28 protein-coding genes are annotated in these 26,446 nt (G+C 75.1%); 12 read left to right on the top strand and 16 right to left on the bottom strand.

What is annotated here, in order from left to right; all coding sequences use genetic code 11:
• Positions 1–32: 32 nt before the first annotated feature.
• Genes U5M74_RS10980 through rhaS form a run of 3 tightly spaced genes read left to right on the top strand, consistent with a single transcriptional unit; the run spans position 33 to position 3,153 of the window.
• Positions 33–1,016 (top strand): ABC transporter permease, encoded by a 984-nt coding sequence (locus tag U5M74_RS10980; protein WP_410909013.1) that lies wholly within the window; start codon positions 33–35, stop codon positions 1,014–1,016.
• The gene (locus U5M74_RS10975) at positions 1,013–2,077 is read left to right on the top strand and encodes an ABC transporter permease (protein WP_410908974.1); all 1,065 of its coding nucleotides are present in this window, start codon (positions 1,013–1,015) and stop codon (positions 2,075–2,077) included. The genes U5M74_RS10980 and U5M74_RS10975 overlap by 4 nt, the downstream gene beginning before the upstream one ends.
• A gap of 20 nt (positions 2,078–2,097) precedes the next feature.
• Positions 2,098–3,153 carry a rhamnose ABC transporter substrate-binding protein gene (rhaS, locus tag U5M74_RS10970; protein ID WP_410908972.1) on the top strand — a complete coding sequence of 352 codons (1,056 nt, stop codon included), beginning with the start codon at positions 2,098–2,100 and terminating at the stop codon, positions 3,151–3,153.
• A gap of 112 nt (positions 3,154–3,265) precedes the next feature.
• Here rhaS and ggt read toward each other — a convergent pair whose 3' ends face one another.
• The 3 genes from ggt to U5M74_RS10955 form a co-directional block, all read right to left on the bottom strand.
• The gene (gene ggt, locus U5M74_RS10965; RefSeq protein ID WP_410908970.1) at positions 3,266–5,116 is read right to left on the bottom strand and encodes a gamma-glutamyltransferase; all 1,851 of its coding nucleotides are present in this window, start codon (positions 5,114–5,116) and stop codon (positions 3,266–3,268) included.
• A gap of 38 nt (positions 5,117–5,154) precedes the next feature.
• Positions 5,155–6,015 (bottom strand): alpha/beta fold hydrolase, encoded by an 861-nt coding sequence (locus tag U5M74_RS10960; RefSeq protein WP_410908968.1) that lies wholly within the window; start codon positions 6,013–6,015, stop codon positions 5,155–5,157.
• A 116-nt stretch (positions 6,016–6,131) separates the two neighbouring features.
• Positions 6,132–6,890 (bottom strand): FadR/GntR family transcriptional regulator, encoded by a 759-nt coding sequence (locus tag U5M74_RS10955; protein WP_410908966.1) that lies wholly within the window; start codon positions 6,888–6,890, stop codon positions 6,132–6,134.
• Between the two features lie 148 nt (positions 6,891–7,038).
• On the opposite strand from U5M74_RS10955, the gene U5M74_RS10950 reads away from it, so the two are divergent.
• Genes U5M74_RS10950 through U5M74_RS10925 form a run of 6 tightly spaced genes read left to right on the top strand, consistent with a single transcriptional unit; the run spans position 7,039 to position 13,263 of the window.
• Complete coding sequence (locus tag U5M74_RS10950) at positions 7,039–8,412, top strand: MFS transporter (protein WP_410908964.1); 1,374 nt, start codon at positions 7,039–7,041, stop codon at positions 8,410–8,412.
• The gene (locus tag U5M74_RS10945; RefSeq protein WP_410908962.1) at positions 8,409–10,130 is read left to right on the top strand and encodes a dihydroxyacetone kinase family protein; all 1,722 of its coding nucleotides are present in this window, start codon (positions 8,409–8,411) and stop codon (positions 10,128–10,130) included. The genes U5M74_RS10950 and U5M74_RS10945 overlap by 4 nt, the downstream gene beginning before the upstream one ends.
• Before the next feature lie 55 nt (positions 10,131–10,185).
• Positions 10,186–10,707: a ribose-5-phosphate isomerase gene (locus U5M74_RS10940; RefSeq protein ID WP_410908960.1), complete on the top strand. Its 522-nt coding sequence runs from the start codon at positions 10,186–10,188 to the stop codon at positions 10,705–10,707.
• The gene (locus U5M74_RS10935; RefSeq protein WP_410908958.1) at positions 10,701–11,546 is read left to right on the top strand and encodes a triose-phosphate isomerase family protein; all 846 of its coding nucleotides are present in this window, start codon (positions 10,701–10,703) and stop codon (positions 11,544–11,546) included. The genes U5M74_RS10940 and U5M74_RS10935 overlap by 7 nt, the downstream gene beginning before the upstream one ends.
• Positions 11,543–12,388, top strand: coding sequence for a sugar phosphate isomerase/epimerase family protein (locus U5M74_RS10930; protein WP_410908956.1), 846 nt, complete (start codon positions 11,543–11,545; stop codon positions 12,386–12,388). The genes U5M74_RS10935 and U5M74_RS10930 overlap by 4 nt, the downstream gene beginning before the upstream one ends.
• Entirely contained in the window at positions 12,385–13,263 is an 879-nt protein-coding gene (locus U5M74_RS10925; RefSeq protein ID WP_410908954.1) for a phosphogluconate dehydrogenase C-terminal domain-containing protein, read from the top strand. The genes U5M74_RS10930 and U5M74_RS10925 overlap by 4 nt, the downstream gene beginning before the upstream one ends.
• A gap of 109 nt (positions 13,264–13,372) precedes the next feature.
• On the opposite strand, the gene U5M74_RS10920 is transcribed toward U5M74_RS10925, so the two are convergent.
• The 12 genes from U5M74_RS10920 to U5M74_RS10865 form a co-directional block, all read right to left on the bottom strand.
• On the bottom strand, positions 13,373–14,023 hold the full coding sequence (locus U5M74_RS10920; RefSeq protein ID WP_410908952.1) for a heme oxygenase (biliverdin-producing): 651 nt from the start codon (positions 14,021–14,023) through the stop codon (positions 13,373–13,375).
• 72 nt (positions 14,024–14,095) lie between these two features.
• Positions 14,096–14,506 (bottom strand): DUF2809 domain-containing protein, encoded by a 411-nt coding sequence (locus U5M74_RS10915; protein ID WP_410908950.1) that lies wholly within the window; start codon positions 14,504–14,506, stop codon positions 14,096–14,098.
• Between the two features lie 11 nt (positions 14,507–14,517).
• Entirely contained in the window at positions 14,518–14,967 is a 450-nt protein-coding gene (locus U5M74_RS10910; protein ID WP_410908948.1) for a pyrimidine dimer DNA glycosylase/endonuclease V, read from the bottom strand.
• Between the two features lie 4 nt (positions 14,968–14,971).
• Positions 14,972–15,721: a glycosyltransferase family 2 protein gene (locus tag U5M74_RS10905; RefSeq protein WP_410908946.1), complete on the bottom strand. Its 750-nt coding sequence runs from the start codon at positions 15,719–15,721 to the stop codon at positions 14,972–14,974.
• Positions 15,718–16,602, bottom strand: coding sequence for a prenyltransferase (locus U5M74_RS10900; RefSeq protein ID WP_410908944.1), 885 nt, complete (start codon positions 16,600–16,602; stop codon positions 15,718–15,720). The genes U5M74_RS10905 and U5M74_RS10900 overlap by 4 nt, the downstream gene beginning before the upstream one ends.
• Entirely contained in the window at positions 16,599–17,015 is a 417-nt protein-coding gene (locus tag U5M74_RS10895; RefSeq protein ID WP_410908942.1) for a lycopene cyclase domain-containing protein, read from the bottom strand. Before U5M74_RS10895 ends, U5M74_RS10900 begins: the two co-directional genes overlap by 4 nt.
• Positions 17,012–17,374, bottom strand: coding sequence for a lycopene cyclase domain-containing protein (locus U5M74_RS10890; protein WP_410908940.1), 363 nt, complete (start codon positions 17,372–17,374; stop codon positions 17,012–17,014). Before U5M74_RS10890 ends, U5M74_RS10895 begins: the two co-directional genes overlap by 4 nt.
• The gene (gene crtI / locus U5M74_RS10885; protein ID WP_410908938.1) at positions 17,371–19,026 is read right to left on the bottom strand and encodes a phytoene desaturase family protein; all 1,656 of its coding nucleotides are present in this window, start codon (positions 19,024–19,026) and stop codon (positions 17,371–17,373) included. The genes U5M74_RS10890 and crtI overlap by 4 nt, the downstream gene beginning before the upstream one ends.
• Positions 19,023–19,898 (bottom strand): phytoene/squalene synthase family protein, encoded by an 876-nt coding sequence (locus tag U5M74_RS10880; RefSeq protein WP_410908936.1) that lies wholly within the window; start codon positions 19,896–19,898, stop codon positions 19,023–19,025. The genes crtI and U5M74_RS10880 overlap by 4 nt, the downstream gene beginning before the upstream one ends.
• A complete protein-coding gene (locus tag U5M74_RS10875) occupies positions 19,895–20,965 on the bottom strand; it encodes a polyprenyl synthetase family protein (protein ID WP_410908934.1) in 1,071 nt (356 codons plus the stop codon). Before U5M74_RS10875 ends, U5M74_RS10880 begins: the two co-directional genes overlap by 4 nt.
• Entirely contained in the window at positions 20,962–21,561 is a 600-nt protein-coding gene (gene idi, locus U5M74_RS10870) for an isopentenyl-diphosphate Delta-isomerase (protein WP_410908932.1), read from the bottom strand. The genes U5M74_RS10875 and idi overlap by 4 nt, the downstream gene beginning before the upstream one ends.
• A gap of 97 nt (positions 21,562–21,658) precedes the next feature.
• The gene (locus U5M74_RS10865) at positions 21,659–22,333 is read right to left on the bottom strand and encodes a UdgX family uracil-DNA binding protein (protein WP_410908930.1); all 675 of its coding nucleotides are present in this window, start codon (positions 22,331–22,333) and stop codon (positions 21,659–21,661) included.
• A gap of 94 nt (positions 22,334–22,427) precedes the next feature.
• Here U5M74_RS10865 and def point away from each other — a divergent pair, with 94 nt between their 5' ends.
• Positions 22,428–23,114, top strand: a complete 687-nt coding sequence (def, locus tag U5M74_RS10860; RefSeq protein ID WP_410908928.1) for a peptide deformylase — start codon at positions 22,428–22,430, stop codon at positions 23,112–23,114.
• Here def and U5M74_RS10855 read toward each other — a convergent pair.
• Complete coding sequence (locus tag U5M74_RS10855; RefSeq protein ID WP_410908926.1) at positions 23,084–23,755, bottom strand: alpha/beta family hydrolase; 672 nt, start codon at positions 23,753–23,755, stop codon at positions 23,084–23,086. The two genes, def and U5M74_RS10855, sit on opposite strands and share 31 nt — an antisense overlap.
• A 243-nt stretch (positions 23,756–23,998) precedes the next feature.
• Between U5M74_RS10855 and U5M74_RS10850 the strand changes: the two genes are divergently transcribed.
• Both U5M74_RS10850 and U5M74_RS10845 read left to right on the top strand, forming a co-directional pair.
• A complete protein-coding gene (locus tag U5M74_RS10850; RefSeq protein ID WP_410908924.1) occupies positions 23,999–25,015 on the top strand; it encodes a family 43 glycosylhydrolase in 1,017 nt (338 codons plus the stop codon).
• On the top strand, positions 25,015–26,430 hold the full coding sequence (locus tag U5M74_RS10845; protein ID WP_410908922.1) for an oligosaccharide MFS transporter: 1,416 nt from the start codon (positions 25,015–25,017) through the stop codon (positions 26,428–26,430). The genes U5M74_RS10850 and U5M74_RS10845 overlap by 1 nt, the downstream gene beginning before the upstream one ends.
• The last annotated feature ends 16 nt before the right edge of the window (positions 26,431–26,446 follow it).

Raw genomic sequence — 26,446 nt, 5'->3', positions numbered from 1 at the left:
TCGAGCCGAGCCGGCTCTCGCGCGGGCGGCGCATGCTCAACGTCGTCCTGCGCTCGCGGGAGCTGTCGATCTTCCTGGTGCTGGTCGTCGTCGTGGCCGCCGCCACGGCGCGCAACAGCGGGTTCCTGTTCAGCGCGGACGGCTGGCGCAACTTCCTGCTCAACCCCTCGATCCTGCTGCTGCTCGCCGTCGGGCAGGCCGCCGTGATCATCACCCGCAACGTGGACCTGTCGGTCGGCTCGGTGATGGCGCTGACGGCCTACCTCACCGGGCGCATGTTCATCGACCTGCCGGGCGTGCCCGTCGCCGCCGTCTTCGCCGCGTGCGTCGTCGCCGGTGGGCTGCTCGGCCTGGTCAACGGCCTGCTCGTCGCGCTCGCCCGCGTCCCGGCGCTCGTGATCACCCTGGGGACGCTGTACGCCTACCGCGGCATCATGCTGACCTGGGCCGGCAGCGACCGGATCAACGCCGGCGACCTGCCGCCCGGGTTCCTGTCGCTGGCCAACCGGTCGGTGCTCACCATCCCGGTGCTCACGCTCGTGGCGCTGGCCGTGCTCGTCGTCGTCGGCTACTACCTGTACACCGCCCGCGGCGGGCGGGAGCTGTACGCCATCGGCTCCGACCCCGACGCCGCGGTGCTGTACGGGCTCGACGTCCGCCGCCGCGTCGTGGCCGCGTTCGTCCTCAGCGGGGCGCTCGCCGGGCTGGCCGGCGTCGTCTACACCGCCCGGTACGGCACGGTGAGCTCCAGCGTCGGCTCCGGGTTCGAGCTGCAGGCCGTGGCCGCCGTCGTCATCGGCGGCGTGGCCATCTTCGGCGGCAGCGGCACCGTGTGGGGCGCCGCCATCGGCGCGTTCCTGCTGGTGACCATCAACCGGGCGCTGCCGAGCCTCGGCATCGCCGACTTCTGGCAGCGCGCCGTGTGGGGCGCCCTCATCCTGGGCGCGATCGTGCTGGACCGGGTGCTGGCGGCGCGCCAGGCCCGCAGGCTGGTCCGAGCGAGGGACGTCTCATGAGCACCCCGACCCGTGCGTACGCCGCCTACTCCCGGCCCCTGTGGAAGCGGGTGCTGCTGACCCGCGAGACGGCGATCATCGCCCTGACCGTCGCCGTCATCGTGTGGGCGCTCGTCACCGTGCCCAACTTCGACGGCCCGCTCACGCTGAAGTTCCTGCTCCAGGACGTCGCGCCGATCCTGCTCATCGCCCTGCCGATGACGCTGATCATCATCACCGGCGAGATCGACCTGTCGGTCGCCAGCATCGTCGGGCTGAGCAGCGTGCTGCTCGGGGTGCTGCACCAGGCCGGGATGTCGGTCCCGGCCGCGGGCGCGGTCGCCCTGCTGGTCGGCGCCGCCTGCGGCGCGCTCAACGGGGTCCTCGTCGCGTACGTCGGGCTGCCGTCCCTGGCCGTGACGATCGGCACGCTCGCGCTCTTCCGCGGCATCGCCGTCGGGCTGCTCGGAACCACGGCCGTGACCGACTTCCCCGAGGCGTGGACCGACATGGCCACCGGGACGATCGGGGAGAGCAGCGTCCCGCTCGTGATGGTCCCGTTCGCGGTGCTGGCGGTGGTCTTCACGCTGCTGCTGCACTTCTCCCCGTTCGGCCGCGGCGTCTACGACATCGGGCTCGGCGGCGAGGCGGCCCACTTCAGCGGCGTGCACGTGGCGCGCACCAAGCTCGTGCTGTTCGTGCTGTCCGGCGTCGTCTCGGCGTTCGCCGGCCTCTACTTCACCCTGCGGTTCGGCAGCGCCCGCGGCGACAACGCGACCGGGCTGGAGCTGCAGGTGATCGCCGCCGTGCTGCTCGGCGGGGTGTCCATCTTCGGCGGGCGCGGCCGGCTGCACGGCGTGCTCGCCGGCGTCGTGCTCATCGGCGTGATCGCCAGCGCGCTGCGGCTCGAGGGCGTGACCGTCAACGTCACCAACATCGTCATCGGGGTGCTGCTGATCGTGTCGGTGGTCTCCGGCGGCCTGGTGGCGTACGTGTCCGGCCGGCTCCGGCGTCCGAGGTCCCGCCCCTCCTCCGAGGCCCCGGGGTCCTCCTCCCAGCGCGCGGCGTCCGCCGGCGTCTGACCCAGGCGAAAGGTAGAACGATGAAGTTCCACTCCCAGCGCAGCGCGGCGCTCGTCGCCGTGACCCTCAGCGCCGCCCTGACCCTGGCCGCCTGCGGTGGTGGCGGGGACGGCGGTGGCGGCGGCGAGACCGCCGGCGGCGGCGGCGAGGGCGGCGGCGAGCTGACCCTGACGATGCTCCCCAAGAACCTCGGCAACCCGTACTTCGACGTCAGCACGGCCGGGGCCGAGGAGGCGGCGGGCGAGCTGGACGCGACCATCGAGGAGGTCGGGCCCGAGCAGGCCAGCCCCGACGCCCAGGTGCAGTACATCAACACCGCCGCCCAGCAGGGCGTGGGCGGCCTCATCGTCTCGGCCAACGACCCGACGGCGATCTGCGACGCGATCGAGGAGGCCCGCGGCGCCGGCACGAAGGTGGTCACCTTCGACTCCGACACCAGCCCCGAGTGCCGCGACCTGTTCGTCAACCAGGCCACGGCCGAGGGCATCGCCGCCAAGCAGCTCGAGCTCATCGCCGAGCAGATCGGCGGCGAGGGCGAGATCGCGATCCTGTCGGCCAGCGCCAACGCGACGAACCAGAACGCCTGGATCGCGATGATGGAGGAGGAGCTGGCGTCCAACCCCGACTACGCGAACATCACGCTGGTCGACACCGTGTACGGCGACGACGAGGACCAGAAGTCCTTCGACGAGACCGAGGCGCTGCTGCAGAACCACCCGGACCTCAAGGGGATCGTCTCGCCGACGACGGTGGGCATCGCGGCCGCGGCCCGGTACCTGCAGAACTCGGAGTACAAGGGCAAGGTCGCCCTGACGGGCCTCGGCACGCCGAACCAGATGCGGCCGTACGTCGAGGACGGCACGGTCACGGCGTTCGCGCTGTGGAACCCGGGCGACCTGGGCTACCTCGCCACGTACGCGACGGCCGCGCTGGTCAACGGCGACATCACCGGCGAGGAGGGCGACACCTTCGAGGCAGGCAGGCTCGGGGAGTACACCGTCGAGGCCGACGGCGTGGTGGTGCTCGGCGAGCCGTTCGTGTTCGACAAGGAGAACATCGGCGACTTCGACTTCTGACGGCGCCGGCGGCGCCCTCTCGGGGCGGCTGGCATCGTTGTGGGTACAGAACACGCCGTGCGGATCGTGATCCGCACGGCGTGTCCTGTACCCACAAGGCCCAGACGGGACGTCAGGGGTGCACCGGGTCCACGACCAGCGCCGACCCGCCGCCACGGCGCTCCGGCTCGGCGACGGCGGTGAGCAGGCCGTCGGGTCCGATCTCGATCGCGGTGGCCGCGCCGATCTCCGCCGCGCTGGAGAACGCGTCGCCCGACGCCTCGAGCACGTGCCCGTACGCCTCGAGCTGCGGCCCGTAGGCCTCGACGAACGCCGGCTCGGCCGTCACCGTCGCGGTGTTGCGCTGCGCGGCCCGCGGCGCGGCGAGCGCCTCGGCGATCGGCATGCCGCGGTCGATCCGGTTGGTCAGCGTCTGCAGCACCGTGGTGATGATCGTCGACCCCCCAGGAGAGCCGAGCGCGAGCACCGGCGCCCCGTCCTGCATCACCAGCGTGGGGGAGATCGACGAGCGCGGCCGCTTGCCCGGCTCGATCCGGTTCGGGTCCGCCTCGTCCCACACCGTGGTGAAGTCCGTCAGCTCGTTGTTCAGCAGGAACCCGCGTCCGGGCACCACGATGCCGGAGCCGCCCGTCTGCTCGATCGTCAGCGTGTACTCCACGACGTCGCCCGCGGCGTCCACCACGGTGAGGTTCGTCGTCGAGACGTTCTCCGTGTCAGGCCGCTCGGCAGGGGCCGACGACGCGCACGGCTCGCCGTCGGCGGTGAGGTCGCCCGCCGGCTGCGGCTTGGGCAGCGCCGCGTCGGGGTCGATCAGGCACGCGCGCTCGGCGGCGTACTCGTCGGACAGCAGCGCCTTGAGCGGGACGTCCACGTAGGCGGGGTCGCCGACGGCGGCGTTCCGGTCGGCGAAGGCCAGCGCGCTGGCCTCGAGGTAGTGGTGCAGGTACTCGACGTCGGACATCCCGGCCAGGTCGAACGTCTCGAGGATGTTCAGCGCCTCGCCCACGGTGGAGCCACCGCTCGAGGACGGTCCCATGCCGTAGACGTCGAGGCCGCGGTAGCCGACGCGCGTCGGCTCGCGCACCAGCGCCTCGTAGCCGGCCAGGTCCTCGACCTCGAGGTAGCCGGGCGGCACCGGCAGGTCGGTGCCCGGGTCGGTGACCGGGTCCTGGACGGCGCTGACCATCTCCTCGGCGAGGCGGCCGGAGTAGAAGGCCTCGACGCCGTGCTTCGCCAGCAGGCCGTAGGTGTGCGCCAGGTCCCGGTTGCGGAAGACGCTGCCGACGGCCGGGGCGTCGCCGCCCGGCAGGAAGAGCTCCGCGGTGGCGGGGAACGCGGCGAACCGCTCGGCGTTGTCGAGCGTCTGGCTGCGGAACGTCTCGTCGACGACGAAGCCGCGCCGCGCCAGCTGGGTGGCCGGCTTGAGCGCCTCGCCCAGCGACAGGGTGCCCCAGCGCTCGAGCGCCAGGTCCCAGGTGGCCGGCGTGCCCGGCGTGCCGACCGACACGCCGCTGGTGACCAGCTCCGGCGTGAAGTTGTACGGCTCGCCGGTGGCCGGGTCGATGAACGCGTCGCGCGGCATCGCCGCCGGCGCGGTCTCGCGCCCGTCGATGGTCTCGACGACGCCGGTCTCGGCGTCGTAGTGCAGGAAGTACCCGCCGCCGCCGATGCCGGCGCTGTACGGCTCGGTGACGCCGAGCGCCGCGGCGGCCGCGACGGCGGCGTCGACGGCGTTGCCGCCGCGGCGCAGCACCTCCAGCCCGACGCGGCTGGCCTCGGGGTCGACGGTGCTGATCGCCCCGCCGGTGCCCACGGCCAGGGGCGTGCCCTCCTCCTGGCGCGGGTCGGCGGCAGCAGGTGCGAGCGCGGGGACGGCGCCCACGACGGCGAGGCCGGTCGCGAGGAGCGCGGCGGCGAGCGGGCGGGGTGACGGGCGGCGCCGGATGGAGCTGCGGTGGTCCATGGCGGTCTCCTGGGAGCGGGGACGGGAAGCCTCCACCGTCACCCGCCCGAGGCGCCCTCGCCCGCCGAGCCCGGCGCCGTCGCCGTGACCTGCCGGACCACCGCCGCGGCGACCTCGTCGGGCTCGGTCTCCGGCAGCCAGTGGTTCGCGTCGAGCGCGACGAACCGGTACGGCGCGCGCACGTGGCGCTCGGTCGCCTCGGCGGCCACGCGGCCGAGGGCCACGTCCCGCGCGCCCCACACGTACGTCGTCGGCACCTCGACGTCGCCGACCCGCGTGCGGGCCAGCGGCAGCGCCCGGTACCAGCCGAGGATCCCGCGCAGGGCCGCCGGGTCGCCCAGGCGGGCGGCGTAGCGGGCCGCGTCCGGCGCCGGCAGCCCGGTGCGCTCGAGCGCCGGGGCGAGCCACCGGCGCAGCACGGCCTCGGGCACCGCGGGCACCTGGAAGAAGCCGACGTACAGCGAGCGCAGCGCCTGGTCGGAGCGCACCAGCGAGCGGGCCAGGGCCCGGGGGTGCGGCGTGGACAGCACGGTGAGGCTGCGCACGCGCTCCGGCGCCCACGCGGACAGCGCCCAGGCGACGTTCCCGCCCCAGTCGTGCCCGACGACGTGCGCCGGCCCGGTGGCGCCCAGCAGGGCGCCGACGTCGGCGACGAGGTGCTCCAGCCGGTAGGCCGCCCGGGCGCCGGGCCGCGCGCCGGGGGAGTAGCCGCGCTGGTCGAGGGCGACGGTGCGCAGGCCGGCGTCGTGCAGCAGCGGGACGACGCGCGACCAGCTCGAGGAGTCCTCCGGGAAGCCGTGCAGCAGCACGACCGGCGGGCCGTCCGCCGGCCCGGCGTCGTGCACCGCGAACGTGAGGCGGCCGCGGTGCAGGGAGGTCAGGCGGGGAGCGGCGGTCACCGGTCCAGCGTCGGGCGGGTCCCGGGGCCCGGCAAGGGCAGCCGCCGTTGTGGGTACAGAACACGCCGGGTGATCCGCGGATCGCCCGGCGTGTCCTGTACCCACAAGTGGAAGGATCAGTCGGCGACGGCGCCCGCGGCGTCGGCCTCGGTCGCCCGGATGCGGGCGCTGGCCGTGGTCATGTGGCTGCCCATCGCCGCCTCCGTCGCGGCGCGGTCGCGGGTGCGCATGGCCGCCAGCACCCGGCGGTGCTCCTCGTAGGCGGCCTCGGTGCTCTCCCGGGTCCGCACGCCGCGGTCCACCCACACCCGCAGCAGCGAGCGCATGCTCTGCAGCAGGTCGGCCAGCACCTCGTTGCGTGCCGAGCGCGCGATCTGGACGTGGAACCGGATGTCGGCGTCGATGAACGCCTCGGGGTCGTCGAGGTGCGCCGCCTGCTGCTCGAGGTAGTGGCCGAGCTGGTCCAGCTCGTCGTCGGTGGCGTGCTCCGCGGCCAGCACGGCGGCCGTGCACTCGAGCGACGAGCGCACCTCGAGCAGCTCGTGCGTGCGGTCGGCGGCCAGCATGAGGCCCCAGGCCAGAGTCGTGGGCAGCAGCTCCGACGTGCCACCGCGCAGGTAGGTCCCGGAGCCGGGACGGACCTGCACGATCCCGAGGATCTCCAGCGCGGCGATGGCCTCGCGCACCGCGGAGCGGCCGACGCCGAGGCGCTCGGCGAGCAGCCGCTCGGAGGGCAGGCGCGACCCGGGCGTCAGCTCGCCGTCGGTGAGCAGCTGGACGAGCTGCCGGGCGACGACGGACGCGGGGGAGCCGGTGGGCACCGACTCGAGCTCGAGCCGGACGCTCAGCGGGTCGTCCTCCCTGAACACGGGCATGGCGGAAGCGTACCGGGACCGGTCCGGCGTCGGAGGGAATTGGTCAACCGGTTGACAAGTTGCGGTGGTCGCCGTCAGGATCGGTGGCGCGCACCACCGTTGCAGCGCTCAGTCCGAGCAGCGTCGTTCACCCGAAGCAGGAGTCACCGTGGACATCCCCGCCCCCGGAGGCCGTACGGCCTCCGCCGTCGAGCAGTCGACGATCCGCAAGATCTCGCTCCGCATCGTGCCGTTCGTGGCCCTGATGTTCTTCATCAACTTCCTCGACCGCACCGCGATCGGGTTCGCCGCCCCGAACGGCCTCGAGGCCGACCTCGCCCTGAGCGCCGCCCAGTTCGGCTTCGCCTCCGGCGTGTTCTTCATCGGCTACATCCTGCTCGAGGTGCCCTCGAACCTGGCGCTGCACAAGTTCGGCGCGCGCGTCTGGCTGGCGCGGATCATGATCACCTGGGGCATCGTCTCGCTGCTGTTCACCTGGGTGCAGAGCTACCCGCAGCTGGTCGGCCTGCGCTTCCTGCTCGGCGTCGCCGAGGCCGGGTTCTTCCCCGGCGCGATCCTGTTCCTGTCGATGTGGGTCCCGGCCCGCCACCGCGGCAAGATGCTCGCGCTGTTCTACCTGGCGCAGCCGCTGACCAACGTCATCGGGGCGCCGCTGGCCGGCTGGCTCATGTCGCACGACGCCGCCCTGGGCCTCGAGGGCTGGCGCTTCATGTTCCTGTGCGTCTCGGTCCCGGCGATCGTCGTCGGCCTGCTGTGCCTGGTCGTGCTCAAGGACAAGCCGTCGCAGGCGGGCTGGCTGACCGCCGAGGAGGTGACCTGGCTCGAGACCGAGCTGGCCACGGAGAACGCCGGCAAGGCCGGCAGCGACCACGCCAAGGGCGGCCTGAAGATCGCGTTCGGCAGCGGCCGCGTGTGGATGCTCGCGCTGGTGTACTTCGGCTTCATCTACGGCCTGTACGCCCTGAGCTTCTTCCTGCCCACGATCATCGACGGCTTCCAGGAGCAGTTCGGCACCACCTTCGACCTGTTCCAGAAGGGCCTGATCACCGCCATCCCGTACGTGCCCGCGGCGATCGCGCTCTGGTTCTGGTCCCGCGACGCCTCGCGCCGCGGCCTGCGCACCTGGCACATCGTCATCCCCGCCGTCGCCGGCGGTGTGAGCATCCCGCTCGCCCTGTACATGGGCTCGCCCGCGGCCACGATCGCCGTCGTCGCCGTCACCGCCATGGCGATCTTCGCCGCGCTGCCCAACTTCTGGACCGTGCCCACGCGGTTCCTGACCGGCGCCGCCGCCGCGGCGGGCGTGGCCCTGATCAACACGCTGGGCAACATGGCCGGCTTCGCCGCCCCGTACGTCACCGGCGCGGTCGCCGACTGGACGGGCGGCTACCAGGTGCCCATGTTCATCGTCGGCTTCTTCATGCTGCTGTCCGCGGTGCTGATGGCCGTGCTGGCCCGCCGCGGCCGCACCGGCGACATCCCTGCCGCCCCCGCGCACGAGAAGGCCGAGGCCCCCGCATGACCCGCCTGTTCAACGACCCGGCGCGGTTCGCCGACGAGATGATCGAGGGCTTCGTCGCCGCCAACGGCCGCTGGGTGCGGCGCGTGCACGGCGGCGTCGCCCGGGCGACGACGTCGGCCCCCGGCACCGTCGCGCTCGTGGTCGGCGGCGGCTCCGGCCACTACCCGGCCTTCGGCGGCCTGGTGGGCCACGGCGTCGCTGCCGGTGCCGCGATGGGCAACCTCTTCGCCAGCCCGTCGGCCCAGCAGGTCGCGGCGGTCGCCCGGGCCAGCCACCACGGCGGCGGCGTGCTGCTCTCGTACGGCAACTACGCCGGCGACGTGCTCAACTTCGACGCCGCCCAGCGCGCGCTGGAGGCCGAGGGCATCCCGGTGCGCACCGTGCGGGTGACCGACGACGTCGCGAGCGCCGGGGTCGACGAGCGACACCGGCGCCGCGGCATCGCGGGGGACCTGTGCGTGTTCAAGACCGCCGGTGCGGCGGCCGAGCAGGGCCGCAGCCTCGACGAGGTCGCCGCCGTCGCCGAGCGTGCCAACGAGCGCACCCGGTCCTTCGGCGTGGCCTTCTCCGGCTGCTCCCTGCCCGGGGCGGACGAGCCGCTGTTCACCGTGCCCGAGGGCCGCATGGCCGTCGGCATGGGGATCCACGGCGAGCGCGGGATCGACGAGACCGACGTGCCGAGCGCCGACGAGCTCGCCGAGCTGCTGGTCGGGCGCCTCCTGGCGGAGGTGCCGGACGGCGTCGAGGTCGCCGGCGCGCACGTCGTGCCCATCCTCAACGGCCTGGGCTCGGTGAAGTACGAGGAGCTGTTCGTCGTCTTCCGCCGCGTGCAGCAGCTGCTCGAGGCGGCCGGCACGGTCGTCGTCGAGCCCGAGGTGGGCGAGCTGGTCACCAGCTTCGACATGGCCGGCGTCTCGCTGACGCTGTTCTGGTCGGACGCCGAGCTCGAGGAGCTGTGGGCCGCGCCCGCCGACACCCCGGCCTACCGCAAGGGCGCCGCCGTGCCGGCCGGGCGCGTGGACGCCGCCACCCTCGCCGCCGACGCCGCGACGGCGATCCCGCCGGCCTCGGAGGAGTCGCAGGAGGCCGCGCGCCGGGTCGCCGAGGCGCTCGCCGCCGCGCGCGCCACCATCGACGAGCACGTCGACGAGCTCGGCCGGATCGACGCGGTGGCCGGCGACGGCGACCACGGCATCGGCATGCAGCGGGGCGTCCACGCCGCCGGCGCCGCGGTGGCCGACGCCCTCGCGCGCGGCGCCGGGGCCGGCACCCTGCTCGCCGTGGCGGGCGATGCCTGGTCCGACCGGGCCGGCGGCACGTCCGGCGCGCTGTGGGGCGCCGCGCTGACAGCGCTCGGGCGCGCCGTCGGGGACGAGGAGCGGCCCGCGGCCGTGACCGTCGCCCGCGGCGTGCACGCCGCCGCCGAGGCGATCCTCGCGTTCGGCGCCACCGTGGGCGACAAGACCATGGTCGACGCCCTCGTGCCGTTCGACGCCACGCTCACCGCCCGCGTCGAGGCCGGCGACGATCTGGCCGCCGCGTGGGCCACCGCCACCGCGGCGGCCCGCGAGGCCGCCGACGCCACGGCGGACCTGCTGCCGCGGATGGGCCGCGCCCGCACGCACGCCGAGCACGCCGTCGGCACCCCCGACGCCGGTGCGGTGTCGTTCGCCCTCGTCGCCGCCGCGGTGCTGGCCACGCTCGCCGTCCCCGCCTGACGCCCGCGCCGCATCCCGCCGCACCGCGACCGACGCACCACCCAGGAGGAGCACCATGACCGACACCCGGACCGAGAAGCTGCGGATCGTCGTCGGCTCGGACGACGCCGGCCTCGACTACAAGGAGGCCCTCAAGGCCGACCTGCTCGCCGACGACGGCGTCGTCCTGGTGGCCGACGTCGGCGTCGATGCCGCGTCGCACACCCCCTACCCGTCCGTGGCGATCGCCGCGGCCGAGCTGGTGGCCCGCGGCGAGGCCGACCGCGCGCTCCTGGTGTGCGGCACCGGCCTGGGCGTCGCGATCAGCGCCAACAAGGTGCCCGGCATCCGCGCCGTCACCGCGCACGACTCGTTCTCCGTCGAGCGCTCGGTCCTGTCGAACGACGCGCAGGTGCTGTGCCTGGGCCAGCGGGTCGTCGGCCTCGAGCTGGCGCGGCGCCTGGTGCGCGAGTGGCTGACCTACCGGTTCGACCCGGCCGGCGCGTCGGCCGCCAAGGTGCAGGTGCTCGCGGACTACGAGGCCGGGCGTGGCGCGACCCCGGAGCCGGCCGCCGTCGGGGGACCGGCGTCGTGCTGAGCCCCGAGATCCCGACCTCCCCGGGCGACGGCGGCGCGGGGGCGCCGCCGCTGACCGTGGGCGTGTCGCTGAAGATGTACTTCGGTCACGCGCGCACCCTCGAGTGGGCGCGCGCGGTCGCCGACGTCGCCCGCACCCACCCGGCCGTCACCGGCGGCCTGGTCGACCTGTTCGTCGTCCCCACGTTCCCGGCCCTGGTGCCGGTGCGCGAGGCGCTGGCCGGCACCCGGGTGCACCTCGGTGCGCAGGACCTCGCCTGGGCCGACGAGGGCGCGTACACCGGCGAGGTGTCCGGCCGCGAGCTGCGCGAGGTCGGCTGCGACCTCGTCGAGGTCGGGCACGCCGAGCGCCGCCGCCTGTTCGGCGAGGACGACCGGGTCGTGGCCGACAAGGTGCACGCCGCCCTGCGCAACGGCCTGACGCCGCTGCTGTGCGTCGGGGAGGAGACCGCCCCGGCCGGTGACGCGGGGGAGCAGGGCGCGTCGACCGCGCTCGCCGCCGTAACCGGACAGCTGGAGTCCGCGCTGGGGGCGGCCGCATCGGCCGGCACCGTGGGCCCGGTGCTCGTGGCCTACGAGCCGGTCTGGGCGATCGGCGCCCCGGCCCCGGCGCCCGACGCGCACATCGTCGGCGTCCTCGACGGGCTGCGGGCGTGGCTGGACGCGCGGCCCGAGCTGGGCGGCAGCCGGGTCGTCTACGGCGGCAGCGCCGGCCCCGGCCTGCTGACCCGCGGCGCGGGCCGCATCCGCGGGCTGTTCCTCGGCCGGTTCGCGCACGACCCGGCCGCCGTCGCCGTGATCCTCGACGAGGCGCTCGCCCTCGAGGGGGTGGCGGCATGAGCGGCACGACGGCCGGCGGTGCCACGAGCGAGATCGGCCTGAGCACCTACGCCTACCTCTGGCGCATGTCCGACCGCGTGCCGGCGCCGATGACGCTCGACGACGTCCTGCGGGACGCCGCCGCCCAGGGCGTGCGGCTGTTCCAGGTCTGCGACCACGCGCCCCTCGACACCGCCCCGGACGAGCGGCTGCGCGAGGTCCGGGCGCTGGCCGACGGGCTGGGGATCACGCTCGAGGTCGGCACCCGCGGCACCCGCGAGGAGCACCTGGAGCGGTACCTGCACGTCGCGCGGGAGCTCGGCGCCACGCTGGTGCGCTCCATGTGGACCAGCGGCGACGACCGCCCGGACGCCGCCGAGACGCGCCGCCGGCTGCGCGCGGCGCTGCCGGCGTACGAGGCCGCCGGCGTCACCCTCGCGCTGGAGACCTACGAACAGGTCTCCTCGGCCGAGCTCGTGGACCTCGTGGCCGAGATCGGCTCGCCGGCGCTGGGCGTCTGCCTGGACCCGGCCAACACCGTGGCCAACCTCGAGCACCCCGACGACGTCGTGGCCCGCTGCGCGCCGTGGACGAGGAGCTGGCACGTCAAGGACTTCGACTTCACCCGCACCGGCGGGTGGGTCGGGTTCCACTACACCGGCGTCCCCACCGGCACGGGCCGGCTGGACTACGCCGGGATCCGCCAGGTGCTGCGCCCCGCCGAGCGCGGCATCAACCAGGTGATCGAGTTCTGGCTGCCGTGGCAGGACGCCGCGGCGGGCGAGACCGACGCCGAGACCACGGTCCGCACCGAGCAGGAGTGGACCACCCTCACCCTCGAGTACCTCAGGAGCAGGTCATGACCGACACCCTCCCCGCCCAGACCGGCCAGCTGACCGTCGCCGTGATCGGCGCCGGCGGCAAGATGGGCACCCGCGTCTCGAACAACTTCGCCAAGAGCGAGGACTACACGACGCTCTACGCCGAGGCGTCGCCCGCCGGCCGCGAGCGCATCGAGGGTCTCGGCCGCACCGTGACCGACACGCTGGAGGCCGCCCGCCAGGCCGACGTCGTCATCCTCGCGGTGCCGGACGTCGTCCTGGGCGCCGTCTCCGGGGACGTCGTGCCGGTCATGAAGCCGGGCGCGATCGTGCTCACCCTCGACCCGGCCGCCGCCTACGCCGGCCTGCTCGCCCAGCGCGAGGACATCCACTACGCCGTGGCGCACCCGTGCCACCCGTCGGTGTTCCTCGAGCGCACCACCAAGGAGGAGTGGGACGACACGTTCGGCGGCATCGCCGCCCCGCAGGAGGTCGTCGCGGCCCTGGAGGAGGGCTCCGACGAGGTCCGCGCGATCGCCGAGGGCGTCATCTCGACGATGTACGCCCCGGTCATCCAGGTCCACTGGGTCACCGTCAAGCAGCTCGCCGTGCTCGAGCCGACCCTGGTCGAGACCATCGCCTGCATGATCGGCGACTTCCTCCACGAGGCGCTCGAGGAGACCGTGAACACGGTCGGCGTGCCGCGCGAGGCCGCGCGCGCCATGCTCTGGGGCCACACCTGGATCGCGCTGACCAACGGCCTGCGCGGCTCCAACCCCTTCTCGGACGCCTGCCACATCGCGATGGGCTACGGCCGCGAGAAGATCATCAAGGAGGACTGGAAGCAGATCTTCGACGACGCCGAGCTCGACTCGGTGATCGCCAAGATGCTCAAGATCGACGCCGTGCGCCGCTGACCCTCCCACCGCGTGCCCCCCGCTGTGGGTACAGGACACGCCGGGTGATCCGCGGATCGCCCGGCGTGTCCTGTACCCACAGCGGATCGGTCACCCGCGGCGAGGTGGCTCAGGGGTGGGCGGCGCCGAGCTCGGCGAACACCGCGCGGTTGAGGCGGAACGCCTCCTGCGCCTCGGCGACGGCGCGGTCGGTCTCCGCCGGGTCCAGGGCCAGCGCGTCGAGGCGCTCGCGGTAGAGGTCCTTGAACGGCTTGGCCCTGGGGATCTCGGGGAAGTCGTAGAAGGCCAGGCCCTCGGCGCCCATGCCGTAGTGACGCTGCATCATGCGCTTGATGACCTGGCCCCCGGACAGGTCACCGAGGTAGCGGGTGTAGGCGTGGGCGGCGTACTCCGGCAGCCCGGCGCCGACGTCCCGCAGGCGGGCGGCGTAGACGCGGGTCGCCGGCAGGACCCGGACCGCGTCGCGCCAGCCGGCGCCGTGGAGGTGCACCAGGTCGCGCTCGATGGCCGGGACGCGCTCGAGCTCGGCGAACACCAGGCCGGCGCCGCGCGGGTCGAGCCGCACGAGTGCGCTCGCCTCCTCCAGGGCCCGGTAGATCTCGAGCTGCTGGGCGGCGAGGTCGGCGTAGGCGGCCACGTCGAGGCGGCCGGAGAGCAGCCGTCCCACGAAGCCCTCCGACTCGGCGGCCTGGTGCTCGGCGCGGGTGCCCTCGCGCAGCCGGACCGACAGGGACGGGGTGGCGACGGACGTGGCGCTCATGGTGCCTCCGGGGGAGTCCCGAGGAAGGAAGGACCTGACAGAACGTCAGGCCGGTCACGCTAGCAGCCGAGGTCAGGTCTGCCGGTCCCGCGCCGGCCGGAGCCTCGTCCCGGACGACGGCGCGCGCCGGCGTCCGGCCGCCCGCAGGCCCGCGCACAGCACCCAGCCGGCCGCGGCGCCGGCGGCGTACCGCAGCAGGTCCGGCGCACCGAACGTGGTGCCGAGCACCAGGCGGGCGAGCGGCCACCGGTCGGCCAGCGTCGCCGGCACCCCGGTCAGCTGGAACAGCTCGACGGCGACGCAGAGGGCCAGGCCGACGGCGGCGGCGACGGCCGGGGCGGTCCGCGGCCGCAGGAGCACCACCAGGACCACGACCAGCGTCGCGTAGAGCGCGTCCCCGGCCGGCCCGCCGAGCGCCGGGGGCAGCGCGGCCCGCGCGCCGAGGCCGGCCACGACGACGAGGGCGGCGGCGACGCCGGCCACCGGGCGCCGGGTCACTCGCGCGGCCGGCCGTCCGTGGCCCGCTCCCACTCCTCGACGTCGCCCGGGACGAGCTCGAACACCGGGTGCACCTCGGGGGAGACGATGCCCTCCAGCAGCGCCGCGCGGTCGGGCGAGCGGGCCGCCAGCTTCGCGGTGAGGTGCTGCCACTCGTGCGCCACCTGGCCCGCCGTCACCGGGATCGGCCGGACCGGGCCCGGGCGCTCCACCTTGGCGAGGTCGTACCGGTAGCCGCGCTCCGTGGCCTCGGCGGCCACGGCCACGAGGTACGCGCCGACCGCCGCGACGGGGTCGGGCTGGCGGCGGAACCGCACGAGCTGGGGGTGGTTGCGGTACCCCTTGGTGCGGTCGAGCAGCACGGCCTGGGCGAGGAGGGCCTCGCGCCAGCACGCCGTGAGCCCCTGCCGGTCGAGGTACCGCGGGTGCAAGGACCAGAGACGCATCCGCCTAGCCTGCCCGCTGCCCGGGGGCGAGGCGCGCCGACCAGCGCTCCCAGGGCGGCGCGTCGCGCCAGTTCACGGCCAGCGTGCGGAAGGCGCGGCGGAAGCGCCGGCGCAGCTGGGCGGCGCCGCGCAGCGACCGGGCCGAGACGTCGACCCGCAGCGACCGGTCGAGGCGCACGCGCCCCAGCGGGGTCAGCGGGAACGCGAGGTCGAGGTCGTCGTGCAGCTCGGGGTCGTGGCGGTGCACGCGGTCGCGCACGGCCAGCCACGCCGTCCGGCGCACCGCCATGCTCGAGCCCCACACCGGCAGGTGCGCGAGCGCCAGGAAGCACAGGCCGTAGTAGGCGCCGAGATAGGCGCCGGCCGTCGCGCCGCCCAGCCGGCCGTGCTCGGCGAACCGCCCGGTGCCGGTCACCGCGACCACGCCGGGCACGGTGAGCGCGGCGGCGACGTCCTCCACCCAGCGCGGGCCCGGCACGGAGTCGGCGTCCAGGCGCCCGACGACGTCGCCCGTCGCGGCGTCGTACCCCGTGGCCGCGGCGGCCGGGATGCCCGGCCGGGGCTCGGCGACGACGCGGGCGCCGTGGGCGCGGGCGACGTCGGCCGTGTCGTCGCGCGAGCCGTTGTCGACGACGATCACCTCCGCCGGGGGGACGGTCTGCGCGGCCAGGGCGCGCAGGCACCGGCGCAGCGCGGGGGCGTCGTCGAGCACGGGGATCACGACGCTGACCGTGGGCAGGGCGGCGGGGCTCACCGCAGCGCGACCCAGATGAGCAGCTGCGTCACGAGGAACCCGGTGACGAAGTTGAGCCACAGGAACCGCTGCCACCCGGCGTGGGCGCGCTCGCACTCGGCGTCCGTCAGCGACCGGTAGGGCGCGATGCTCACCAGGTACGGCAGCACCAGCAGGCCGGCGAGCCCGCCCGGCCAGCCGGCCAGGGCCGCCACGACGCCGCCGGCCGCGTACAGCCCCATCGCCAGGCGCACGGTCCGCGCCGCGCCCAGCCACGTGGCCACCGAGGCGATGCCGGCGGCGCGGTCGGCCTCGACGTCCTGCACCGCGCCGAACGCCTGCGACGCCATGCCCCACAGGAAGAACCCGGCCAGCGCCGCGAGCGCCGCCCGGGACGGCTCGCCGCCGGCCAGCACCAGGCCGAGGACCGCCGGGCTGACGAAGTGGGTGCTCGAGGTGGCCGAGTCCAGCAGCGGCCGCTCCTTGAACCGCAGGCCCGGCGCGGAGTAGGCGACGACGGCGAAGACGCTCACCGCCAGGACCGCAGCCGACGCCGCGGTGCCGACGGCCACGAGGTAGACGAGGAACGGCAGGTTCGTCGCGACGGCGGCCACGACCGTGAGGCGGTGCCAGCGGCGCGAGAGCACCACGCCCTCGATCCCGCCCTTGCGCGGGTTGCGCAGGTCCGACTCGTAGTCGAAGACGTCGTTGAGCCCGTACATCAGCAGGTTGTACGGCACCAGGAAGTACAGCGTGCCCAGCACGAGGGTGACGTCGAGCCCGCCGCCCGCCATGAGGTAGGCGGCGGCGAACGGGTAGGCGGTGTTGACCCAGCTCACCGGACGCGACGCACCGACCAGCTGGCGCACCGCCGAGGTGGCCGGGGCCGCGGCCGCGGTCATCGTGGGGTCCTCTCGTCGTGCCGAGTCTCGTCGTGCCGAGTCTCGTCCTGCCGGGTTTCGTCGTGCCGGGTGTCGTCGTGCAGGCTGTCGTCGGGCTGAGGCTCGCGCGGCGCGTCCCGGGGAGCCAGCAGCTCCCACAGCGCGGGCAGCAGCAGGACGGCGGCCAGCGGCCAGGCGAGGTCCTCGACGGGGGTGAGCCAGACCCGGACCCCGGCGAGCGCGTTCTCGTCGTAGCGGAACAGGTCTGCGGCGATCATGAGGCTGTCGAAGACGGCGGTCAGCACGAGCAGCACCGCCGCGACGGCCGCGGTGGCCGCCCACCAGGCCCGGCCGGGGCGCCGCACCGCGGCCGCGACGAGGGCGACGGCGGCCGAGACGGCGACGAAGCCGAGCGCGAGCCCGAGGTACGTCATCGCCGCCCCCGCCCCGTCGCCCGCCCCGTCGCCCGCTCCGGCGCGCGCGCCGCGAGCGCCCGCCGGGCCAGCCCGTGCGCGACCAGCGTGAGGTAGCACAGGAAGGTGATGAAGAAGAGCTCCTCGAGCGGCAGCTCGGGCGCGAGCATGATCCCGGTCATCGCGGCGCTGCCGCCCCGCTCGTAGAACCCGGCGCCGATCGCCGCCACGTCCCACACCAGGAAGAACGCGACGCCCACCGCGAGCACCGTCACGCCGCGCCGCGCGTCCGCCCACAGCACCAGACGGAAGCGGTGGTCGAGCAGCGCCATGCACACGAGGGACACCACGAGCGCGCCGAGGTACAGCAGGGCCGTCACGGCGCCCCCACCCGGGCGCGCGGCCGGCGGACCCGGCCGCCGGCCCGGCCCCGTGCGGCACCGCCCGCCGCGCCGGCACCGCCGGCGCCGAGGTCCCGGCGGACCCGGTCGCGCAGGATCTCCGCGCTGATGAGGCACATCGGCAGGCCGACGCCGGGGATGGTCCCGGAGCCCGCGTAGTACAGGCCGGCCACCTTCCGCGACGCGTTCCCGGCGCGCAGGAACGCGCTCTGCCGCAGCGTGTGCCCGGGCCCGAGCATGCCGCCGCGCCAGGCGTGCAGGTCGGCGGCGAAGTCGCCCGGCCCCACGGTGCGGCGCACCACCACGCGGTCCGCGAGGTCCGGCACCCCGGCCCACCGCGCGATCTGGTCGATCGCGGCGTCCGCCACCCGCTCGACGGCGGGGTCGCCCCGGCCGGCGACGCCGCCGCGCCCGAGGCCCGGGTCGGCGGGCACCGGGACCAGCACGAAGAGGTTCTCGTGCCCGGGCGGCGCCACGGTGGGGTCCGTGCGGGACGGCGCGCACACGTAGGCCGAGGCCGGCTCGGGCACGACACCCGCGGCGATGTCGGCGAAGTTGCGCCGCCAGTCGCGGGTGAACAGCAGCGTGTGGTGCGCCAGCTCCGGCACCCGGCCGCGCACGCCCAGCATCGCCAGCACGCCGCCGGGGCCGGGGTCGCGGTGGCGCCACCACCGCTCGGGGTAGGTCTGCAGCGCCTCGGGCAGCAGCTGCGTCTCCACGTGGTGCAGGTCCGCGGCGCCGACCACCAGCGTGGCGGGCAGGTGGTGCTCGGTGCCCGTGGGATCGGTGCAGCGCACGCCCGTGACCGCGGCGCGCCGGCCGGCCCGCCCGGCGCGGGCGCCGTCGCCGTCGTCGGCCGGGCGCGTGGTGACCGCGGTGGCCTCCCACCCGGTGCGCAGCCGCACGCCGGCCTCCCGGGCGACGTCGGCCAGCGCGCCCACGAGGCGGCCGAAGCCGCCGCGGGGGTAGCGGACGCCGCCCTCGAGGTCGAGGGCGCTCATCAGGTGGTACATGCTCGGCGCCCGGTCCGGGGAGGTGCCCAGGAACACGGCCGGGTAGCCGAGCACCTGCCGCAGCCGCGGCTCGCGGAACCGCCGCGCGACGAAGGACTCCAGCGACCGCAGCAGCAGGGGGGCGAGGCGGTGCCCGCGCAGCGCGACGTCGGGGTGCAGCAGCTGCCCCGGCGCGTCGAAGCTCGTGTACAGGAACCGCCGCAGCGCGATGTCGTACGTGCTGCGCGCCGAGCGCAGGTACCGGTCCAGCCGCGCACCGGCGCCGGCCTCGGCCGCCTCGAACGTCGCGAGGTTGGCCGCTCGGTCCGCCACGACCTCCAGCGGCTCGCCCTCCTCGAAGAGCACCCGGTAGGCGGGGTCCAGCGTGGCCAGGTCGAGCCGCTCGGCCAGCGCCGTGCCCGCCTCGGCGAAGAACCGTTCGAACACCTCCGGCATGAGCAGCCACGACGGCCCGGTGTCGAAGCGGAACCCGCCCGACTCCCACGTGCCGGCGCGCCCGCCCACGGCGTCGGACCGCTCCAGCAGGTCCACGCTCCACCCGTCGCGGGCCAGCAGGGCGGCCGTGGCCAGGCCGGCGACGCCGCCGCCGACGACGACGGCGGACCGCGCGGCGCTCACCCGCGCCCGCCCGTGACCAGCACGCGCGCCAGCACCGTCGCCTTGACCCGGTCGGGGACCCGCACGCGCTCGCGGCAGATCACCTCGGCCGGCGTGGCGCGCAGCCGGCGGGCGAGCTCGGCGAACAGGCCGTGCGCCGCGGCCACGGCCACGCGGCTGGACGCCGGCAGGCCGGGCAGGGCCGCGGCGGCGACGGCGAGGTCGTCGTCGATGTCGTCGAGGACGTCGTCGCGGTCGGCGTCGGTGAGCGCCGAGCAGTCGACGCCGGGCAGGTAGGACCGGCCGCGCACCCCGTGGTCCTCGGCGACGTCGCGCAGGAAGTTGAGCTTCTGGAACGCCGCGCCGAGCCGGGCGGCGGCCGGCGCCAGCCGCTCGTAGGCGGCGTCGTCGCCGTCGACGAAGACGCGCAGGCACATGAGGCCCACGACCTCCGCCGACCCGTGCACGTAGTCCCGGTAGCTCTGCGGGTCGTGCGTCGTCACGCTGAGGTCGGCGCGCATGGACCGGAAGAACGGCTCGACGAGCGCGCGGTCGATGCCGGACCGGCGGGCCGTGACGGCGAACGCGTGCACCACGAGGTTGGCGCTGCGGCCGGTGCGCAGGGCGGCGTACGTCTCGGCCTCGAGGGCGTCGAGCGCCGCGCCGCGGTCGCCGTCGGCCCACCCGCCGTCCGGCTCGTCGACGATCTCGTCGGCCACCCGCACCAGGGCGTAGACGTTGCGCACGTGGGTGCGCACGGGCTCGGCCAGCAGGCGGCACGCCCAGCCGAACGACGTCGAGTACCCGCGGATGACGGCCGCGGCGCTGGCGCTGGCCACGCGGTCGTACGTCGTCGCGGCCGGGCGCCCCGCGCGCGGGGCCACGAGCGTCATGCGGCCCGCCTCGTGTCGGCCGCCACGGTGTCGGCCCACTCCGCGAGGACCGGGGCCACGGGCAGGTGCGCCACCGCCTCGCGCCCCTCGCGCACGAGGTCGGCGACGAGGTCCTCGACGTACTGGCGCGCCCCGCACGTCACCAGCACGTCGCGCACGTGCTGCAGCGCGCCGTCGCCGACGGTCGGGTCGCCCATCAGGGGCGCGATCTCGGACCAGGCGGGGGTGGAGCGCGCGTAGGCCACGAGCGGGGTCCACTTGCCTCCGCGCAGGTCGGAGGCGGGGTCCTTGCCCGTGCCGCCGTGGTCCGCGTAGAGCTCGTCGAGGTCGTCGCGCAGCTGGTAGGCCAGCCCGACGTGCGCGCCGTACCGGGCCAGCGCGTCGACCACGCCCTCCGGCGCCTCGGCCAGGATCGCGGCGAGCTCGAGCGGGAGCTGGAACGAGTAGACCGCCGTCTTGTGCTCCGCCGTGCGCAGCGACTCGGCGACGTCGTGCCGTCCGCCGAGGGCGAGCCGGGCGTCCGTCAGCTCGCCGGCCACGGTGACGCACAGCGCGCGGTCCAGCGTCTCCAGCAGCCGGTAGACGACGGCGGGCTCAGCGCCGCACAGGGCCACGGTCCGCACCGCGCCCGCGAGGGCCAGGTCCCCGACGAGGATCCCCGCGGTGTCGCCGTACCGCGCCGCGCGCCGCGGGTCGGCCCCGCCGGCCCGCGCACGGGCGGCGAACGTGCCCACCACGTTCGTCCGGCCGCGCCGGACGGTGTCGCCGTCGACGACGTCGTCGTGCGTGATCAGCGCCGTGTGCAGCAGCTCGACGCCGGCCGCGACCTCCGCCGCGATGTGCGGCTCCGTGCCGCCGAGCGCCCCGTAGACGGTCGTCAGCAGGTGGGGGCGCACGCGCTTGCCGCCGGCGGCGGCGTCGTCGAGCGCGTCCCAGAGCGCCTCGTGGTCCGCGGTCCCGTCGGGCGTGCGCCCCGTCGCGAGCGCGCGCGCCAGGGCCTCCTCCGACTGCTCCTCGGCCTCGTGCGTCACGGGCGGCACGGGCGTCCCGTGCATCACGTCCGTCATCGTGTCCTCGTCCCCGCGAAGGGCCACGCCCGACCCGCTCCGCTGCTGCTCTCGTCCTCGTGGCCGAGCCCGACGAGCTCGGCCACCTGCTCGACCATCCACGGGCTGAGCGCCCAGGGGGCGACCGCGACCGCGCGCACGAGGTCGGTGGCCTCCACCCAGCGGTGGTCCATGAGCTCGTCCGGGTTCGGCCGGACCTCGCCGTCGAGCCGTGCGGCGTACACCGGGCACAGCTCGTTCTCCACGACGCCGCCCGGGTCGACGGCGCGGTAGCGGAACCGGGGCAGCAGGCACGTCAGCCCGGTGACGCGCGTCCCCAGCTCGTGCTCGGCGTACCGGTGCACGGCGTCCTCGACCGCCTCGCCCGGCCGCGGGTGCCCGCAGAAGGAGTTGGTCCACACCCCGGGCCAGGTCCGCTTGGCCAGCGCCCGGCGGGTCACCAGGACGCGGCCGCGGTCGTCGTGCAGGTAGCACGAGAAGGCCAGGTGGAGCGGGGTGTCGGTGTCGTGCACGGTGGCGCGCGGCGCCGTCCCGACCGGGGATCCCGCGTCGGAGAGCAGGACGACGGCGTCGGTGCTGTCAGCGGTCTGCGTCACTGCGAAGTACTCCTCCGGGCAGGCTTGTTCCAGCCTCCCCTGCCCCGCCCGGTTCCGCACCTCGACAGGGCTAGCCCGCCCCCGACGCCTTCGGTGGTCAGGTCCGGGCTAGCCCGGCGGCGCCGGCCGCGGTGGCGAGGTCGGCCACGAGGGCCTCGAACGCCTCGTCCCAGCCGCCCTTCCCGCGCAGGCGCAGCAGCGCCGAGGGGTGCGTGGTGACGACGACGGCGGCCGGTCCCGTGCCGAGGTCCGGGCCGTCGTCGAGCACCTGCCCGCGCAGCCTCGTCACCTGCACCGCCCGGCCCAGCACCGCGCGGGCGGCGGTCGCGCCGAGCGCCACGACGACGCGCGGTCGCACCACCGCGAGCTCCGCCTGCAGCCAGGGGAGGCAGGCGCGGACGTGCGCGACGTCGGGCGTCCTGTGGATGCGCCGCCGGCCGCGTTCCTCGAAGCGGAAGTGCTTGACGGCGTTGGTGACGTAGGCGGCGTCCGGCCCGACCCCGGCGGCGGCCAGGGCGTCGCGCAGCACCCGGCCCGCGGGGCCGACGAACGGCTCGCCCTCCTGGTCCTCCTTGTCGCCGGGCTGCTCGCCGACGAGCACCAGCGGCGCGTCGGCGGGGCCGTCGGAGAACACCATCTGCGTGGCGGGTGCCCACAGCTCGCAGCCGCGGCACGCGTGCGCCGCCCGGGCCAGGGCGGGCACGTCGGCGTGCTCCGGCACCCACTCCTGCGCGCCCGGCCGCTCGGGCGCCGGGGTTCTCGTCGTCGCCACGCCGCCTCCTGAGGGTCTCGCCGGGTCCGCACGTGCGCCGTCGGCCCCAGCCCACCAGGGAGCCGGCCCGTTCGCCGCCGGTAGGCTCGGCCGCATGGGGTGGAGCTTCGGTCGTCGTCGGCCCGTCACGTACCTGCTGGGCGAGCCCGTCGACCCGTACCCCGCGCAGGCGCCGGAGGCCCGGCGCGGGCGCGTGCTGCGCATCACCGAGATCGGGGAGCCGGTGCTGCACACGCCGGCGCGCGAGGTCACCGAGCTCTCGACGCCGGAGCTGGCCCGCCTGGTCGACGACATGTTCGCCACGATGGAGGTGGCCGAGGGCGTCGGCCTCGCGGCGCCGCAGGTCGGCGTCGGGCTGCGCGTGTTCGTCTACGACCTCACGGACGAGCGTGGCGACCGGCACGTGGGCCACGTGGTCAACCCGGTCCTGGAGATGGACCTCGAGTCCGACCTGGAGACCGAGGACGAGGGCTGCCTGTCGGTGCCGGGCGCCTACGAGCCGCTCGCGCGGCCGAGCGTGGCGACCGTGCGGGGCGTGGACCAGCACGGGGCGCCGGTGCAGCTCGAGGCGGTCGGCTTCCTGGCCCGCTGCTTCATCCACGAGTCGCAGCACCTCGACGGCATCCTGTACTGGGACCACCTGGCGCCCGAGCAGCAGGCCGACGCCCTGCGCCAGCGCGACGAGGAGCGCCCGCACGTGCTCGCCGCGCGCCACGAGATCGCCGTCGAGCTCGGCAAGAAGCCGGCCGACTACCCCGACCGGCCCGCCGGCGGCCGCTGAGCCCCGGCACGGGGCGCGGGCGCCGCCGTTGCCGGGCCGAGGTCGCGCAGCCAGCCGGCGACGACGTCGGCGACCTCGGCGTCCCGGCCCCGCACGTCGTGGGCGCCGGGCAGCGTCACCCGCGTGACCGGCCCGGGGATCACGGCGGTGTGCTCGGCGAGCTCCTCGGGGGTGCCGAACGGGTCCCGGTCGCCGGACACGAGGAGCACCGGCACCCGCAGGTCGCCGAGGTGCTCGACCCGCAGCCGCTCCGGCCTGCCCGGCGGGTGCAGCGGGTAGCTGAGGAGCACGAGCCCGGCCGCGGGCAGGCCCTGCGCCACCGCCATCGAGCACATGCGGCCGCCGTAGGACCGGCCGCCGAGCACCAGGCGCTCGGTGCCCACGCCGAGCGCCGCGGCGAACCGTGCGGCCTCCCGCTCGAGGTGGGCGATCGCGACGGGCGGCCGGTCCGGCACCCGCTTGCCGGCGGTCCGGTACGGGAAGTCGAGACGCTCGGTCGGCAGGGGAGCGACGGCCGCCTCGACCGCCACGAGGGTGTGGTGGTCGCGGCCGGCGCCGGCGCCGGGCGTGAGGACCAGACCGGCGGGGGACCCGGCGGGAGAGCCGGCGGGGGATCCGGCTGGGGGCGGGGCTGCGGGCATGCGCCCAGTGTGCCGTCGACGGCGGCACCGTGCCGGCACCGTGCCGGCACCGTGCCGGCACCGTGCCGGCACGTGCCGGCACCGTGCCGGCGCTCGTCCTGACACGGCGCTGTGTGAACGCTCACATCTGGGCTCGCGTGGCGCCGTCCCGCCGTTTACATCGTTTACCTTGGAGCCGTTGCACAACATCGTGCCTCGCCTTCCACGCCGTGGTGGGGCCTCCCGACGAGGGGAAGATGACCGATGACGGACCAGATCGGTGCCAACCCGATCGTGCTCCAGCGCGCCGACCCGTGCGTGCTGCGCCACGACGGGCAGTACTACTTCACGGGCTCGTACCCGCTCTACGACCGCATCGTCCTGCGGCGCGCCGAGCGGCTCGAGGACCTCCAGGCGGCGCAGGAGGTGACCATCTGGCGCCGCCACGAGTCCGGACCGCAGTCCCACCTGATCTGGGCCCCGGAGCTCCACCGGGTCGACGGCAGGTGGTACGTGTACTTCGCCGCCGCGCCCGACGACGCCGTCACCGCCGACGTCCCCGGCTCGGACGACACGTTCAACCACCGCGTCTTCGTCCTGGAGTGCGCCGACGCCGACCCGCTGACCGGCACCTGGGTCGAGCGCGGCCAGGTCGACACCGGCTGGGAGTCCTTCGCGCTCGACGCCACCAGCTTCGTGCGCGACGGCGTGCAGTATCTCGTGTGGGCGCAGCAGGACGCGGCGGTCAAGGGGCACTCCAACCTCTACATCGCCCGGACGGCGAACCCGTGGACGCTGGCCACGCCCGCCGTGCTGCTCACCCGGCCGGAGTACGACTGGGAGACCCAGGGCTTCTGGGTCAACGAGGGCCCGTCCGTGCTGCAGCGCGACGGCCGGCTCTACCTGACCTACTCCGGCTCGGCCACGGGCATCGAGTACGCCATGGGCCTGCTGACCGCCGACGCCGACGCGGACCTGCTGGACCCGGCGTCGTGGTCGAAGAGCACCGAGCCGGTCTTCGTCAGCGACCCGGCCGCCGGCCAGTACGGTCCCGGGCACAACTCGTTCACCGAGTCGCCGGACGGGGACGTCGTCCTCGTCTTCCACTCGCGCACCTACACCGAGATCACCGGCGACCCGCTGTACGACCCCAACCGCCACGCCTGCGCGCAGGTCCTGCCGTTCGACGCCGACGGCCGCCCGGTGTGGGGCACCCCCCTGGCGAACACCCGACCCACCCCCACCTCGACCGAGGTGCTCGACCCGTCTGGACGGTTCTGATGAGCGACGCTGCTCCCGCCACCACGCCCGCCACCGCGCCGAGCACCCGGGCGTCGCTGTCCACGGGCTCCTTCTGGAACTACGGCGGCCTGTTCTTCTTCTACTTCGCGATCTGGCAGCTGGCCTTCACCTTCCTGCCGCGCTGGCTGGAGACCGAGGCGGGCATGGGCTCGGGCGCCCGCGGCCTCGTCAGCTCCGTCATGGCCCTCACCGCGTTCTGCCTGCAGCCGTTCTACGGCTACATCCAGGACCGCCTCGGGCTGCGCAAGCACCTGTTCGCCTTCGTCGTGCTGATGGGCGCGCTCACCGGCCCCTTCTTCGCCTTCGTGTTCGTCCCGGTCGCGCAGGCCAACGAGTACCTCGGCGCCGTCGTCGGCGGCATCTTCCTGTCGCTGTCGCTCAACGCCGGCGTCGGCATCGTCGAGGCGTTCAACGAGCGCAGCTCGCGCGCCCTCGGCTTCGAGTACGGCCACGTGCGCCTGTTCGGCTCGGTCGCCGGCGCCCTGGCCTCCCTGGTCGGCGGCTTCATCTGGGCCTCCGACCCGGACAACGTCTGGTGGGCCGGCTCCTTCTCGGCGGTCGTGCTCGGCGTGCTGCTGCTCGTCGCACGCACGCCTAGGACGGCGCAGGCGGACGGCGCCGGCGCGACGGAGGCGACCGAGGAGGCGACCGAGGAGGCGACCGAGGAGGCGACCGAGGAGGCACGGTCGCGCGTCAGCATGGCGACGGTGAAGCAGCTGCTGACGAACCGGTCGTTCGTCGGCTTCATGGTGCTGATGTTCGGCACCGCGGCCCTCTACGACGTCTTCGACCAGCAGTTCCCGAACTACTTCGCCCGCTTCGTCACCGGCGACATCGACCCGCAGGTGCTGTTCTCGCGGATCGTGTTCGTCCAGATCCTCGCCGAGGCGCTGATCATGGTGGTGACGCCGTTCATCATCAACCGGATCGGCGCGAAGAACGGCCTGATGATCTTCGGGGCGATCCTCGTCGTGCGCGTGCTGGGTTCGGCCCTGTTCACCGACACCAGCATGCTGATCCTGTGGCGCCTGCTCGCCGCCGTCGAGATGCCGTTCATGCTCATCTCGGTGATGAAGTACATCACCCGGATGTTCGACGTCCGCATCTCCGCGACGGCCTACATGATCGGCTTCAACATGGCCAAGCAGGTGGGCATCGTCGTGTTCTCGGCGGTGTTCGGCTTCGCCTACGACGCCATCGGCTTCGGCAACACCTATCTGATCATGACCGTGGTCATCGTCGCGGTCACCGTGGCGGCCGCGCTGATCATGCGCGACGACCGCCGCCACGCCCTGCCGGGCGCCGGCGGCCCGGACGGGGCCGGCGGCTCCGGCGGCCCGGCGCGCGACGACGTGCCCGTCGCGTCGGCGGACCCGGTCGTCAGCGGACGCTGAGCCCCCCGGCCGGCCC

The sequence above is a fragment of the Puerhibacterium sp. TATVAM-FAB25 genome (genome assembly GCF_046535855.1).
GTDB classification, from domain to species: domain Bacteria; phylum Actinomycetota; class Actinomycetes; order Actinomycetales; family Cellulomonadaceae; genus Puerhibacterium; species Puerhibacterium variabilis_A.
The sequence above is the reverse complement of the archived record's forward strand: the minus strand, read 5'-3'. Positions and strand labels throughout refer to the sequence as shown.

What these genes read in the sequence shown, in the direction of transcription:
- U5M74_RS10980 (WP_410909013.1), top strand. Translation starts at nt 33, where the DNA reads ATGCTCAACGTCGTCCTGCGCTCGCGGGAGCTGTCGATCTTCCTGGTG.
- U5M74_RS10850 (WP_410908924.1), top strand. Translation starts at nt 23,999, where the DNA reads ATGACGGACCAGATCGGTGCCAACCCGATCGTGCTCCAGCGCGCCGAC.
- U5M74_RS10845 (WP_410908922.1), top strand. Translation starts at nt 25,015, where the DNA reads ATGAGCGACGCTGCTCCCGCCACCACGCCCGCCACCGCGCCGAGCACC.
- U5M74_RS10855 (WP_410908926.1), bottom strand. Translation starts at nt 23,755, where the DNA reads ATGCCCGCAGCCCCGCCCCCAGCCGGATCCCCCGCCGGCTCTCCCGCC.
- U5M74_RS10920 (WP_410908952.1), bottom strand. Translation starts at nt 14,023, where the DNA reads ATGAGCGCCACGTCCGTCGCCACCCCGTCCCTGTCGGTCCGGCTGCGC.
- U5M74_RS10925 (WP_410908954.1), top strand. Translation starts at nt 12,385, where the DNA reads ATGACCGACACCCTCCCCGCCCAGACCGGCCAGCTGACCGTCGCCGTG.
- rhaS (WP_410908972.1), top strand. Translation starts at nt 2,098, where the DNA reads ATGAAGTTCCACTCCCAGCGCAGCGCGGCGCTCGTCGCCGTGACCCTC.
- U5M74_RS10930 (WP_410908956.1), top strand. Translation starts at nt 11,543, where the DNA reads ATGAGCGGCACGACGGCCGGCGGTGCCACGAGCGAGATCGGCCTGAGC.
- U5M74_RS10945 (WP_410908962.1), top strand. Translation starts at nt 8,409, where the DNA reads ATGACCCGCCTGTTCAACGACCCGGCGCGGTTCGCCGACGAGATGATC.
- U5M74_RS10940 (WP_410908960.1), top strand. Translation starts at nt 10,186, where the DNA reads ATGACCGACACCCGGACCGAGAAGCTGCGGATCGTCGTCGGCTCGGAC.
- U5M74_RS10955 (WP_410908966.1), bottom strand. Translation starts at nt 6,890, where the DNA reads ATGCCCGTGTTCAGGGAGGACGACCCGCTGAGCGTCCGGCTCGAGCTC.
- U5M74_RS10895 (WP_410908942.1), bottom strand. Translation starts at nt 17,015, where the DNA reads ATGACGTACCTCGGGCTCGCGCTCGGCTTCGTCGCCGTCTCGGCCGCC.
- def (WP_410908928.1), top strand. Translation starts at nt 22,428, where the DNA reads ATGGGGTGGAGCTTCGGTCGTCGTCGGCCCGTCACGTACCTGCTGGGC.
- ggt (WP_410908970.1), bottom strand. Translation starts at nt 5,116, where the DNA reads ATGGACCACCGCAGCTCCATCCGGCGCCGCCCGTCACCCCGCCCGCTC.
- U5M74_RS10875 (WP_410908934.1), bottom strand. Translation starts at nt 20,965, where the DNA reads ATGACGGACGTGATGCACGGGACGCCCGTGCCGCCCGTGACGCACGAG.
- U5M74_RS10880 (WP_410908936.1), bottom strand. Translation starts at nt 19,898, where the DNA reads ATGACGCTCGTGGCCCCGCGCGCGGGGCGCCCGGCCGCGACGACGTAC.
- U5M74_RS10910 (WP_410908948.1), bottom strand. Translation starts at nt 14,967, where the DNA reads ATGCGTCTCTGGTCCTTGCACCCGCGGTACCTCGACCGGCAGGGGCTC.
- U5M74_RS10900 (WP_410908944.1), bottom strand. Translation starts at nt 16,602, where the DNA reads ATGACCGCGGCCGCGGCCCCGGCCACCTCGGCGGTGCGCCAGCTGGTC.
- U5M74_RS10975 (WP_410908974.1), top strand. Translation starts at nt 1,013, where the DNA reads ATGAGCACCCCGACCCGTGCGTACGCCGCCTACTCCCGGCCCCTGTGG.